Below are 12,568 nucleotides of genomic sequence, written 5' to 3'. Positions count from 1 at the left end.
GGGGGGGCGACGGGGCACCGTCACGGGCGGGTGCCGCCCACAGCGGGGCGGGGGCTACGACAGGAAGTCCCTTGCGATGTTCGACGCCGCTTCCTCCAGCAGCGGGCCCGCGTTCGCCATGGACTTCGCCGGGTCCGGCTCCAGCTCCGCGAGGGCGTACGCGCGGCGGATGCCGGCCGCGCCCAGGGCCTCCGGCGGGAGGGCGAGGCGGCCGCAGACCGCGACGACCTCCTTGTCGGCGGCGCGGGCGGCGGCGGCGACGCCGGCCGGGGCCTTGCCGTGGAGGGTCTGCTCGTCGAGGGAGCCCTCGCCGGTGATGACGAGGGTGGCCCGCTCGAGCGCGGGCGCGAAGCCGAGGACCTCCAGCATCAGCTCGATGCCGGGCCGGAAGCTCGCGCCGAGGATGAGCGCGCCGTACCCGATGCCGCCCGCGCCGCCCGCGCCGGGCGCGACGGCGGCCTCGGCGGCCCGGGGGCCGATGGCCTTCTCCAGGACGGTGGCGAAGTGGGCGAGGGCCGCGTCGAGGGTGCGGACGTCGTCCGGGGTGGCGCCCTTCTGCGGTCCGTAGACGGCGGGCGCGCCCTTGGGGCCGGTCAGCGGGTTGTCGACGTCGCTCGCGAGGATGAAGTCGACGGAGGCGAAGCGCGGGTCGAGGCCGCTGAGGTCGGCCGTGGCGAGGTCGGCGAGCGGCGCGCCGCCGGGGCCGACGGGCTCGCCGGCCGCGTCGAGGAAGCGGGCGCCGAGCGCGGCGAGCATGCCGGCGCCGCCGTCGGTGGTGGCGCTGCCGCCGACGCCGAAGACGAGGGTGGTCGCACCGGCGTCGAGGGCGGCGCGGAGCAGCTCTCCGGAGCCGTACGTGGTCGCCGTCAGGGGGGCGAACACGCCGGGCGGGAGGAGCTGGAGGCCCGAGGCCTCGGCCATCTCGACGACCGCGGTGGTGCCGCGCAGCGCGTACGCCGCGGTGACCGGCTCGCCGAGCGGCCCGGTCACGCGGACCTCGCGCCGTTCGAAGCCGGCCGCGACGGCCGCCGCGACGGTGCCGTCGCCGCCGTCCGCGACGGGCAGCGTCTCCACCGTGAGCTCCGGGAGGACCCGTCGCAGTCCTGCTGTGACCCGCTCCGCGACCTGTACGGCCGTGAGCGAGCCCTTGAACTTGTCGGCCGCCACGAGCACGTGAGCGACCTGAGTTGCTGCCCCGTCCGTCACCTTGCATCCCTTGCTTTCGAACGTGCAGTCGCGCCGAGGGGGAGCCTATCCGTACCGCCAGACGGCGTGCCACCCCCTGATAAGGCGATATTCCGCACCATAGTGGGGTCGCATGGGTACGGAAAAGATCATTCCGGATGGCACGACCAACGGCAGAGGCGACGGCAGAAGCGACGGCAGGCCCGACGGCACGGTCATCGGGATCGGGGTCGTGGCCGTCGTCGCGGTCGTCGGCTGGGCGGCGCTGGGCGGGGACTCCTTCGACCGCGCGTCCTCCACGGCTCTGACGTGGGTGTTGTCGAACTTCGCCTGGTTGTTCGTGGTCGCCGCGGACACCTTCCTGGTGCTGTGCGTGGTGATCGCGCTGAGCCGCTTCGGCCGGATCAGGCTGGGCGCGGACGACTCGGAGCCGGAGTTCACGAACCTGGCGTGGATCGCGATGATGTTCAGCGCGGGCATGGGCATCGGCCTGATGTTCTACGGGGTCGGGGAGCCGCTGACGCACTTCCTGACCCCTCCTCCGGCGAGCGGGGTCCCGGCGGGGACGGGCGCGGCGGCCCGGACGGCCCTGGAGTACTCGTTCTTCCACTGGACGCTGACCCCGTGGGCGATCTACGGCATCGCGGGGCTCGCGCTCGCGTACGCGGGCTTCCGCAAGGGCCGGGGGAACCGGCTGAGCTCCGCGTTCGTGCCGCTGATGGGGGCGCGCCGGGCGGATTCCTGGCCGGGGAAGGCGATCGACCTGCTCGCGGTGTTCGCGACGGTTTTCGGGACGGCGACGAGTCTGGGTCTCGGCGCCCTCCAGGTCGCCGAGGGGCTGAACCTGACGATGGGCGTGGAGAACTCCACGGCCACCCAGCTGATCATCATCGTGGCGCTCTCGGGGGCCTTCGTCCTGTCGGCGTTCTCCGGGCTCCACAAGGGCGTGAAGTGGCTGTCCACGCTGAACATCGTCCTCGCGGCCTGTCTGATGCTCTTCGTGTTCCTGCTGGGCCCGACCGTCTACGTCCTCGACACCATCCCGGCCTCGGTCGGCGGCTATCTGCACCAGCTGCTGCCGATGGCGAGCCGGACGGGCGCGTTCACCGACCGCGACTGGCTGGGCGCGTGGACGATCTTCTACTGGGCGTGGTGGCTGTCCTGGGCGCCGTTCGTCGGCACCTTCATCGCCCGGATCTCGCGCGGCCGGACGATCCGCGAGTTCCTGGTGGGGGTGCTGCTCGTACCGTCGGGGGCGACGGTGGTGTGGTTCTGCGTCATGGGCGGGACCGCGATCCGGCTCGAGTCGACGGGCGCGGCGGACCTGGCGGCGGCGGTGAAGGACGGCGCCGAGGCCTCGCTGTTCGCGATGCTGGAGGCGCTGCCGATCGGGACGGTCACCTCGGTGATCGCGATGCTCCTGGTGATGACGTACTTCATCACGAGCGCGGACTCGGCCTCCCTGGTGATGGGTTCGCTGACGAGCCGCGGCTCGCTCCATCCGCCGACCTGGCTGGTGGTGACCTGGGGCGTCCTGATGGCGGCCGTGGCGGCGGTGCTGCTCGTGGCGGGCGGTCTGACCTCGCTGCAGACGGCGACGATCCTGGTGGCGCTGCCGTTCGTGGTGGTGATGCTGGTGCTGTGCTTCGCGCTCCTGAAGGAGCTGCGGGAGGACCCGGGGGCGGGCCCGGCCCGGCACCCCGCGATGCACGGGCTGCGGGACGCGGTGCGGACCCTGGTCGGGGAGGCGCTGACCGAGCGGGGCGGCGACGGGCGGGGTGGCGCGGGGCAGGGCGGCGGCCGGTACGGCCGGGAGTCGCTGGAGAAGGCCCGTACCGGCGCGGAGCCGCCCGAGGACTGACGGTCGGCGCGCGCCCGGCCCCCGCGTTCGGTACACCGGAGGTATGGGGTTCACGGACGGGGAGCTCGGGGACCGGATCCTGGGCGGCTGGACGGGCCGGATCGCCGGGAACATGCTCGGCAAGCCCGTGGAGCGCGGGGACCACTGGACCCGGGAGCACATCGACGCGTATCTGCGGCTGACCGACGCGCTCCCGCTGACGGACTACCTCCCTCCCCCGCCGCCCGACGCGGCGGGCTTCGAGCTGCGGCCCGAGTGGGAGCGGTGCGTGCGGGGCGGGATCGACGGGAGCTGCCGGGACGACGACGTCGACTGGTCGGTCCTGGGCCTGCACCTCCTGGAGACGTACGGCTTCGCGTTCAGCACCGAGCAGGTCGGGGAGGAGTGGCTGCTGCGGCTGCCGTACCTGCAGACGTTCACGGCGGAGCGGGTCGCCTACCGGAACCTCGCGAACGGGCTGCGGCCGCCGCTGACGGCCACGTACGACAATCCGTACCAGGAGTGGATCGGGGCGCTGATCCGGGCCGACGTGTACGGCTGGACCTGTCCGGGCGATCCCCGCCGGGCGGCCTCGCTGGCCCGCCGGGACGCGGTCCTCTCGCACACCGGGAACGGGGTGTACGGGGCGATGTGGGCGGCGGCGCTGATCGCGGCGGCCTTCACCGCGCCGGACGTGCGGTCCGCCCTGGAGACGAGCCTGGAGCGGGTGCCGGCGAGCAGCCGGCTCGCCCGGACCGTACGGGGCACGATCGCGCTGTACGAGTCGGGGCTCGACTGGTCGGAGGCCCTCACCGAGCTCGCGGAGCGGACGGCGGGCCTCGGCTGGATCCACACCGTCCCGAACGCGGCCGTCCTGACCGCCGGACTCCTGTACGGGGAGGGGGACTTCACCCGCACGATCGCGCTGACCGTCCGCGGCGGCCTGGACACCGACTCCAACGGGGCGACGGCGGGCTCGGTGGCCGGGGTCCGCTGCGGCGCGGCCGCGATCCCGCCACAGTGGTCGGAACCCCTGCGGGACCGGGTGCGCAGCGCCGTCTTCGGCTTCGACGGGGTCCGGATCGGCGAACTGGCGGAACGGACGCTGCGGTTGGCGGAGCGGACGGAGTGACGGCGTCCTGGGGCCTGTCCGACCCTGATCCGCCGGACAGGCCCTAGCCCTGCGGGGGCTCCGGCTGGATGATCTCGCCGGTGCGCTGCGGTTCGTCGCGGCTGACGGCCCGCGCCTCGGTGCGGTGGCCGCGGGCGATGTAGTCGCGGACGACGGCCTCGACGGCGTCCTGGGGGTTGCCGATGCCGGCCAGGACCATGACTTCCACGACGAGTTCGGCGTCGAGCGCGATGTTCACCTTGGCCATGACGGGAACCTAGCACCCGGAAACCCGCTCGCGGGAGCGGTTCGGCGGTGCCTAGGGTCTTCGTATGACGATGGTCGCGATCTTCACCGGTGCCGGCATCTCCACCGACTCGGGCATCCCCGACTACCGGGGTCCGAACGGTGTGTGGCGGCAGGACCCCGAGGCCGAGCGGCTCGTCACCTACGGGCCGTACATGGCCGATCCGGAGGTCCGCCGCCGCTCGTGGCGGATGCGGCTCGACGGTCCGGCCCTGAGCGCCGAGCCGAACGTGGCGCACCGCGCGATCGCCGCGTACGAGCGGACGAGCGGCAACGCGCTGCGGGTGATCACGCAGAACGTGGACGGGCTGCACCAGGCCGCAGGGGTGTCCGAACGGAAGGTCCTCGAACTCCACGGCTCGGCGCGTTCGGTGGTGTGCACGGCCTGCCATGCGCGCTCGTCGATGGCGGAGGCGCTCGACCGGGTGCGGGCCGGTGAGGACGACCCGGCGTGCCGGGCGTGCGGCGGGATCCTGAAGTCGGCGACGGTGATGTTCGGGCAGCGGCTCGATCCGGTGGTGCTCGGCACGGCCATGTCGATCGCCAAGGCCACCGAGGTGTTCGTCGTGGTCGGCAGCAGCCTCCAGGTCCAGCCGGCGGCCTCCCTCGCGGGGATCGCGGCCGAGCACGGCGCCCGGCTGATCATCGTGAACGCCGAGCCCACCCCGTACGATCCCGTCGCCGACGAGGTCGTGCGCGAGCCGATCGGCACGGCGCTGCCCGCGCTCCTCGACCGGCTCCGCTAGAAAAGGGCGCCTAGAAGAGGGCGTCCGGTTCCGCCGTACCCGATTCGAAGGCGAGCAGCCGCTGCTTGCGGTCCAGGCCGCCGCCGTAGCCGGTGAGGCCGCCGCCCGCGCCGATGACCCGGTGGCAGGGGACGATGATGCCGACGGGGTTCTTGCCGTTGGCGAGGCCCACGGCCCGGGAGGCTCCGGGGTTGCCGAGTTCCTCGGCGAGTTCGCCGTACGTCCGGGTCTCCCCGTACGGGATGCGGAGCAGCTGCTCCCAGACGCGCAGCTGGAACGGGGTGCCGATCAGGTTCAACGGCAGGTCGAACTCGGTGAGTTCGCCCGCGAAGTAGGCGTCGAGCTGGCGGATCGCCTCGTCGAAGGGGCGCGGGTCGGGCTCGCCGAAGGTCTCCTCGGGCGGGCGGTGGCGCTGTCCCGTCATGTGGAGGCGGCTGAGGACGCCGTCGACGGCGACGAGGGTCAGCGGCTCGTAGGGGCTGTCCACGACGGTGTGCTGGACGAGGGGCATGGCGGTGACTCTCCTTATGCGGGCAGGAGGTTGATCGGGTGGTCGTCGGTCGCCCAGAGGTACTGGACGGCGTAGGCGCGCCAGGGGCGCCACTGCGCCGCGGCGGCGGTGAGCGCGGCCGGGGTGCCGGGCAGTCCGAGTCCCTCGGCGGCGCGGCGGACGCCGAGGTCGCCGGGGAGGAAGGCGTCGGGGTCGCCGAGGGCCCGCATGGCGATGATCTCGGTGGTCCAGGGGCCGAAGCCGGGCAGGGCGAGGAGCCGGGCGCGGGCCTCCTCGCGGTCGTCGGCGGGGCCGAGCGGGAGCGAGCCGTCGGCGAGGGCCCCGACGAGGGTGAGGAGGGTGGTGCGGCGGCTGCGCGGCAGGGCGAGGGTCTCGGGGTCGAGGGCGGCGAGCGCCTCTGGGGTCGGGAAGAGGTGGGTGAGCCCGCCCTCGGGGTCGTCGACGGGGACGCCGTGCGCGGTGACCAGGCGGGCGGCGTGGGTGCGGGCGGCGGCGGTGGAGACCTGCTGGCCGAGGACGGCCCGTACGGCGAACTCGGCGGGGTCGACGGTCCCGGGCACCCGGCGGCCGGGCGCCTTGTCGACGATCGGGGCGAGCAGCGGGTCGGTGCGGAGCCGTTCGTCGACGGCGACGGGGTCGGCGTCGAGGTCGAGGAGCCGGCGGCAGCGGCTGATCGCGTGGGTGAGGTCGCGCGGGTCGGTGAGGAGGAGGCGGCAGGCGATGTGGTCGGGGCGGGGGGCGAGGGCGACGATGCCATGTCCGTACGGGAGGCTCAGCGTCCGCCGGTAGGCGCCGTCGCGCCACTCCTCCACGCCGGGGACGGCGGTCGCGGCGAGGTGCCCGAAGAGGTTGGAGGGTTCGAGGGGGGTGCGGAACGGCAGCCGGAGGTTGATGACGCCGGGGGTGGCGGTCGCCGGAGCGGTCGGCCCGTCGGCGCCGGGGCCGGTCGCCGCCCGGACCGGGGACCGGCGGGCGGCGGACCGGCGGGCGGCGCGGGCGCGGAGTTCGCCGGGGGTGAGGGCGAAGACCTCGCGGACGGTGTCGTTGAAGGTGCGGATGGAGGAGAAGCCGGCCGCGAAGGCGATCTCGGCGAAGGGCATCGGGGTGGTCTCGATGAGCAGCCGGGCGGTCTGGGCGCGCTGGGCGCGGGCCAGGGCAAGCGGTCCCGCGCCGAGTTCGGCGAGGAGCTGGCGTTCGATCTGGCGGGTGGACCAGCCGAGCCGCCGGGCGAGTCCGGGGACGCCCTCGCGGTCGACGACGCCGTCCTGGATGAGCCGTACGGCGCGGGCGACGGCGTCGGCCCGGACGTTCCACTCGGGCGAGCCGGGGCTGGTGTCGGGGCGGCAGCGCTTGCAGGCCCGGTAGCCGGCGCGCTGGCAGGAGGCGGCGCTGGGGTGGAACTCCATGTTCTCGGGCTTGGGCGGGACGGCCGGGCAGCTGGGGCGGCAGTAGATCCGGGTGGTGCGGACGGCGGTGAAGAACACGCCGTCGAAGCGGGCCTCCTTCGACTGGACGGCCCGTACGCAGCGCTCGGTGTCGGTGTGCATGGTTCCAGGATCGGGGACGGACGGCGCACGGGCTGGCGAGAAAACGACATGGACGTCCGCCCCCGGTCGTGGCGGGTCAGACGGTGACGGTCCGGTAGTGGGTGGTCAGCCGGCCGTCCTCGCCGAGGACGTGGAAGGCGAGGGCGGGCGGCAGGTCGAGGTGGACGTGCGGGTTCTCCGTGCCGGGGTTCTCCCAGGGCAGCCGGAGGGCGGAGACGACTCCGGGCGCGACGAGCAGCGGGCGGCCGGCGAAGGCCGTGGCGGCGGCCGTGTGGGCGTGGCCGGCGAGGAAGGCCGTGAGGTGGGGGTGGCGGTCGGCGAGCGCGGCGAGCCGCTCCTCGCCGAACTGCCGGATGCCGTCCACGTACGGGGTGTGCAGCGGCACCGGCGGGTGGTGGAAGGCGACCAGGACGGGGACCTCGTGCGGGGTGGCGGCGAGGACGCCGTCGAGCCATTCGATCGTCTCGTCCTCCAGGAGGCCCTCGTCCTTGCCGGGTACGGAGGAGTCGCAGAGGGCGATGACGAAACCCTCGCCGCGGAGCACCTGGTTGACGGGGGCGTACGGGCGGGCCGCGGCCTCCTCGGCGAGGAGGCCCTTGCGGAAGGCGGCGCGGTCGTCGTGGTTGCCCGGGCAGACGAGCAGCGGATGGCGGGAGGTCAGCAGCTCCCGCGCCACCGCGTACTCGTCCGGGGTCGCGTGGTCGGCGATGTCGCCGGTGACGAGGACGGCCGCCAGGTCGTACGGCAGCTCTTCCAGGTACCGCAGGACGGCGCGGGTGCGGTCCGCGCTGCGCGGCTCGTCGTCGATGTGGATGTCGCTGACATGGGCGATGACGATCATGCGGCCGTGCCTCCGTGGGTGCGCGTGAACAGGCGTTCACGCGACCGTACGGTGATCATGAGCGGGCCGGAAAGGGCCGATCCGGGAACGGTGGACCGTTCGATCGCTCGACCGCTTGCCGGGCCCGGGCGAGGCAGGGCGGGGGCCTTTTCCCCGGTCGCCTACTCGAAGCGGACGGTGTCCCCCGCGCCGCGGCGGACGATCTCGGGCTCGCCGCTGGAGAAGTCGACGACGGTGGTGGGTTCGGTGCCGCAGTCGCCGGAGTCGAGCACCGCGTCCACCTGGTGGTCGAGCCGCTCCTTGATCTCCCAGCCCTGGGTGAGCGGTTCGGCCTCGTCGGGCAGGAGCAGGGTGCTGGAGAGCAGCGGCTCGCCGAGTTCGGCGAGGAGCGCCTGGGTGACGACGTGGTCGGGGATGCGGACGCCGACCGTCTTCTTCTTGGGGTGGAGCAGCTGGCGCGGCACCTCCTTGGTCGCCGGGAGGATGAAGGTGTACGCGCCGGGCGTGGACGCCTTGACCGCGCGGAAGACGTCGTTGTCGATGTGCACGAGCTGGCCCAGCTGGGCGAAGTTCGCGCACATCAGCGTGAAGTGGTGCCGGTCGTCGAGGTCGCGGATGGCGCGGATGCGGCTGATGCCGTCGCGGCTGCCGAGCCGGGTGCCGAGCGCGTAGCAGGAGTCGGTCGGGTACGCGACGAGCGCCCCGTTCCTGATGGAGTCGGCCACCGCGCCGATGGTGCGGGGCTGGGGGTTGTCGGGGTGCACGTCGAAGTACTTGGCCATGGGGACCAGTCTATTTTCGCAGGCTCCGCCAGACGGCCTTCGCCGCATTGTGCCCGGACATGCCGTGGACGCCAGGTCCTGGCGGGGTCGCGGAGGAGCAGAGGAAGACCGCCGGGTGCGGGGTGGCGTAGGGGCGCAGCGAGAGCGTGGGGCGCAGGAGGAGCTGGAGGCCTCGGGCGGCGCCGCAGGCGATGTCGCCGCCGATGTAGTTGGCGTTGCGCTCGGCGAGTTCGGGCGGTCCCGCGGTGGCGCGGGCCAGGACGCGGTCGCGGAAGCCGGGGGCGAAGCGCTCGATCTGACGCTCGATCGCCTCGGTGAGGTCGCCGCGCCAGCCGTTCGGCACGTGGCCGTACGCCCAGAAGACGTGCTTGCCCTCGGGGGCCCGGGAGGGGTCGACGAGGCTGGGCTGGGCGGTGATGAGGAAGGGGGCGTCGGGGGCGGTGCCGGAGGAGGCCTCGCGCAGGGCGGTGCCGATCTCGCCGGCGGTGGGGCCGACCTGGACGGTGCCGGCGCGGCGGGCCTCCTCGGCGGTCCAGGGCACGGGGCCGTCGAGCGCGTAGTCGATCTTGAAGGCGCTGGCGCCGTACTTGTAGTGGTCGTAGTGCCCGCCGAAGCCGGCGATCCGGGCGAGGGCGGTGGGCGAGGTGTCGAAGACGTAGGCGCGGGCCGGCGGCAGGTCGTCGAGCCGCTTGACCTCGAAGTCGGTGTGGACGGCGCCGCCGAGGTCCTTGAGGTACGCGGCGAGGGCGTCGGAGATGGACTGCGAGCCGCCCCGGGGCATCGGCCAGCCGCCGGCGTGCGCGGCGAGCGCGAAGACCAGACCGACGGCGCCGGTGGCGAAGCCGCCCAGCGGGGCGATGACATGACCGACGAGCCCGGCCAGGAGCGCACGGGCCTTCTCGTCCCGGAACCTTCGCATCAGCCAGGTGGACGGGGGGAGTCCGGTGAGGCCGAAGCGGGCGAGGGTGACGGGGTCGCGGGGCAGCGCGGTGAGCGGCAGCTGCATGAAGTCGCTCGCAAGGGTGTCCCACTTGCCGAGGAAGGGGGCGACGAGCCTGCGGTACGTCCCGGCGTCACGCGGGCCGAAGGAGGCGGCGGTCTCGGCGACGGAACGGGCGAGGACGGCGGCGGTGCCGTCGTCCCAGGGGTGGGCCATGGGCAGTTCGGGGTGGAGCCACTCCAGGCCGTACCGGTCGAGCGGCATCGTCTTGAAGACGGGCGAACCGGCGCCGAGCGGATGCACGGCCGAACAGGGGTCGTGACGGAAGCCGGGAAGGGTGAGCTCCTCGGTCCTGGCACCGCCGCCGACGGTGGACTTGGCCTCGAAGACGGCCACGGAGAGGCCGCGCCGGGCCAGTTCGACGGCGGCCGTCAGTCCGTTGGGCCCCGCCCCCACGACGACGGCATCGAGCATCGACGTCTCGTTCGTCACCTTCGGACTCCTTCGTCAGCCGATGGCCAAGGCTCCCAGGATAGGCGGGTGGCGAACCGCTCCTCACGCGCCCCCGAGGAGCGTCCGGATCCGCTCGGCGGTAGCCGAGTCCCGGGCGGTCGTGAACGGCAGCGCGTTGCCCCCGGCGATGCGGAACGGCTCCCCCGCGATCGTCGTGGTCGCGCCGCCCGCCTCGGCGACCAGGAGGAGTCCGGCGGCGTGGTCCCACGCGTACTCCCAGCTGAAGGCGGTGCCGGCGAGCGCCCCGCGCGCCACGGCGAGGTATTCGAGCCCGGCCGAGCCGCAGGGCCGGGGCCGTATCCCCTCGACGTTCAGGCCGAGCAGGGCCCGCTTCTGGTCCGGGGTGGTGTAGTCGGGGTGCGAGGTGGCGACCTCCAAGACCTCGCCGGACGTCGGCGAACCGGACTGTATCGCCTGGCCGTTGAGTGTGGCGCCGCGCCCGCGCACGGCGACGGCGAACTCCTCCAGGGCGGGCGCGAAGGTCCAGGAGGCGAGGACCTCGCCGCGGTGGGCGAGGGCGACGAGGGTGCAGAAGCCGGGGTCGCCGTGGACGAACTGGCGGGTGCCGTCGACGGGGTCGACGATCCAGACGGGGGCGTCGCCGCGCAGCGCCTCGTACACCGTGGGGTCGGCGTGGACGGCCTCCTCGCCGACGACCACGGAGCCGGGCAGCAGGGCGGTGAGGGACGCGGTGAGGTGCTCCTCGGCGGCCCGGTCGGCGACGGTGACCAGGTCGTGCGGCCCGTTCTTCTCGACGATGTCGTCGGCGGCGAGCTGCCGGAAACGCGGCATGATCTCGGCGGCGGCCGCCTTGCGGACGGCCTCCTCGACCTCGGTCGTACGGCCGCCGAGGACGTGCTCAAGGAAGTCTTCGATCATGCCTCCAGCTAAGCACGGGTCGCTGACAACCGGAACGCCGCACTTGTCACCCTCCGTTTCCCCGGGGAGTACCCTTTGGCCGGGTTCACCCCTTACACACAGGGAGGCTTCCGTGCACGGCGCGTACCACGGCGAGTACAAGGTCCCCGGCGGAAAGCTGGTGGTCGTCGACCTCGACACCGAGGACGGGGTCCTGCGGAACGTCCGGGTCGCGGGCGACTTCTTCCTCGAACCGGACGAGGCGATCCTCGCGATCGACGGGGCCCTCGAAGGCGCCCCCGTCGACACGGACGCCCCGGGGCTCGCGGCGCGGATCGACGCGGCGCTCCCGCCGGGCACGCAGATGTTCGGCCTGACCACGGAGGGCGTCGGGATCGCGGTCCGCCGCGCCCTCGCCCACGCCACGGACTGGACCGACTACGACTGGCAGCTGATCCACGAGCCGCCGCAGTCCCCCGCGCTGCACATGGCGCTCGACGAGGTCCTGACGGCCGAGGTCGCGGCCGGCCGCCGCCCGCCGACCCTGCGGGTCTGGGAGTGGGGCGCCCCGGCCGTGGTGATCGGCAGCTTCCAGTCCCTGCGCAACGAGGTCGACCCGGAGGCGGCCGAGCGGCACGGCATCCAGGTGGTGCGCCGGATCAGCGGCGGCGGGGCGATGTTCATCGAGCCGGGCAACACGATCACGTACTCGCTCTCCGTCCCCGACGCCCTCGTGCAGGGCCTGTCCTTCACCGACAGCTACGCCTACCTCGACGACTGGGTCCTCGGCGCGCTCGGCGACATGGGCATCCGGGCCTGGTACCAGCCGCTCAACGACATCGCGACGGACGCCGGCAAGATCGCGGGCGCGGCGCAGAAGCGGCTCGTGGGCGGCGAGGGGGCGGTCCTGCACCACGTGACGATGGCGTACGACATCGACGCGGACAAGATGACCGAGGTGCTGCGGATCGGCCGGGAGAAGCTCTCCGACAAGGGCACGAAGAGCGCGAAGAAGCGCGTGGACCCGCTGCGGCGGCAGACGGGCCTGCCGCGCGAGACGGTGATCGACCGGATGATCGCCTCTTTCCGGAGCCGGTACGGGCTCGCGGAGGGCGGCCTCACGGAGGACGAACTGACCCGCGCGAAGGAACTGGCGGAGTCGAAGTTCGGTACGCGGGAGTGGACGGCCCGAGTTCCGTAACCCCGCACCCGCGTGGGGCCCGCGCCCGATGGGCCCGCGCCCCGCGCCCGTGGGGGACGTCGCCCCGCTGCCGCGTGGGCCCGCACCCGCTGCCGTGTGGGCAATCGTCCCGCTGGGCGGGACGGGTGGGCACACGGGACGGCGCGCCTGGCCGCGCCCCCGCCCCCTGCGCCTGAACCCGCACCAC

12 protein-coding genes are annotated in these 12,568 nt (G+C 73.7%); 4 read left to right on the top strand and 8 right to left on the bottom strand.

Features of this window, described 5'->3' with window-relative positions:
- Nucleotides 1–54: 54 nt before the first annotated feature.
- Nucleotides 55–1,206 (bottom strand): glycerate kinase, encoded by a 1,152-nt coding sequence (locus tag SVTN_RS30720; protein ID WP_041132016.1) that lies wholly within the window; start codon nucleotides 1,204–1,206, stop codon nucleotides 55–57.
- 112 nt (nucleotides 1,207–1,318) lie between these two features.
- On the opposite strand from SVTN_RS30720, the gene SVTN_RS30715 reads away from it, so the two are divergent.
- Both SVTN_RS30715 and SVTN_RS30710 read left to right on the top strand, forming a co-directional pair.
- Nucleotides 1,319–3,046, top strand: a complete 1,728-nt coding sequence (locus tag SVTN_RS30715; protein ID WP_041132015.1) for a BCCT family transporter — start codon at nucleotides 1,319–1,321, stop codon at nucleotides 3,044–3,046.
- A gap of 43 nt (nucleotides 3,047–3,089) precedes the next feature.
- Nucleotides 3,090–4,157, top strand: coding sequence for an ADP-ribosylglycohydrolase family protein (locus SVTN_RS30710; protein WP_041132014.1), 1,068 nt, complete (start codon nucleotides 3,090–3,092; stop codon nucleotides 4,155–4,157).
- 43 nt (nucleotides 4,158–4,200) lie between these two features.
- Here the strand turns inward: SVTN_RS30710 and SVTN_RS30705 are convergent, their stop codons facing one another.
- Nucleotides 4,201–4,404 carry a type II toxin-antitoxin system VapB family antitoxin gene (locus SVTN_RS30705; RefSeq protein WP_041132013.1) on the bottom strand — a complete coding sequence of 68 codons (204 nt, stop codon included), beginning with the start codon at nucleotides 4,402–4,404 and terminating at the stop codon, nucleotides 4,201–4,203.
- Between the two features lie 64 nt (nucleotides 4,405–4,468).
- Between SVTN_RS30705 and SVTN_RS30700 the strand changes: the two genes are divergently transcribed.
- Nucleotides 4,469–5,188 (top strand): SIR2 family NAD-dependent protein deacylase, encoded by a 720-nt coding sequence (locus SVTN_RS30700; RefSeq protein WP_041132012.1) that lies wholly within the window; start codon nucleotides 4,469–4,471, stop codon nucleotides 5,186–5,188.
- Nucleotides 5,189–5,198: 10 nt separating this feature from the next.
- Here the strand turns inward: SVTN_RS30700 and SVTN_RS30695 are convergent, their stop codons facing one another.
- The 6 genes from SVTN_RS30695 to SVTN_RS30670 all read right to left on the bottom strand — a co-directional run bounded on the left by SVTN_RS30695 (nucleotide 5,199) and on the right by SVTN_RS30670 (nucleotide 11,201).
- A complete protein-coding gene (locus SVTN_RS30695; protein WP_041132011.1) occupies nucleotides 5,199–5,699 on the bottom strand; it encodes a methylated-DNA--[protein]-cysteine S-methyltransferase in 501 nt (166 codons plus the stop codon).
- 14 nt (nucleotides 5,700–5,713) lie between these two features.
- Entirely contained in the window at nucleotides 5,714–7,246 is a 1,533-nt protein-coding gene (locus tag SVTN_RS30690; protein ID WP_041132010.1) for an AlkA N-terminal domain-containing protein, read from the bottom strand.
- Between the two features lie 76 nt (nucleotides 7,247–7,322).
- Nucleotides 7,323–8,087, bottom strand: a complete 765-nt coding sequence (locus SVTN_RS30685; RefSeq protein WP_041132009.1) for a metallophosphoesterase — start codon at nucleotides 8,085–8,087, stop codon at nucleotides 7,323–7,325.
- Between the two features lie 161 nt (nucleotides 8,088–8,248).
- Nucleotides 8,249–8,869, bottom strand: coding sequence for an L-threonylcarbamoyladenylate synthase (locus SVTN_RS30680; protein WP_041132008.1), 621 nt, complete (start codon nucleotides 8,867–8,869; stop codon nucleotides 8,249–8,251).
- A 10-nt stretch (nucleotides 8,870–8,879) separates the two neighbouring features.
- Nucleotides 8,880–10,283 (bottom strand): phytoene desaturase family protein, encoded by a 1,404-nt coding sequence (locus tag SVTN_RS30675; RefSeq protein ID WP_041134408.1) that lies wholly within the window; start codon nucleotides 10,281–10,283, stop codon nucleotides 8,880–8,882.
- Nucleotides 10,284–10,364: 81 nt separating this feature from the next.
- Nucleotides 10,365–11,201 carry an inositol monophosphatase family protein gene (locus SVTN_RS30670; RefSeq protein WP_041132007.1) on the bottom strand — a complete coding sequence of 279 codons (837 nt, stop codon included), beginning with the start codon at nucleotides 11,199–11,201 and terminating at the stop codon, nucleotides 10,365–10,367.
- Nucleotides 11,202–11,313: 112 nt separating this feature from the next.
- On the opposite strand from SVTN_RS30670, the gene lplAB reads away from it, so the two are divergent.
- Nucleotides 11,314–12,381, top strand: coding sequence for a lipoate-protein ligase LplAB (gene lplAB / locus SVTN_RS30665; protein WP_041132006.1), 1,068 nt, complete (start codon nucleotides 11,314–11,316; stop codon nucleotides 12,379–12,381).
- Nucleotides 12,382–12,568: the final 187 nt, after the last annotated feature.

It is taken from the genome of Streptomyces vietnamensis, from assembly GCF_000830005.1.
GTDB lineage: Bacteria > Actinomycetota > Actinomycetes > Streptomycetales > Streptomycetaceae > Streptomyces > Streptomyces vietnamensis.
Note: the sequence above shows the minus strand (reverse complement) of the source record. Positions and strands in the feature narration are given on the sequence as shown.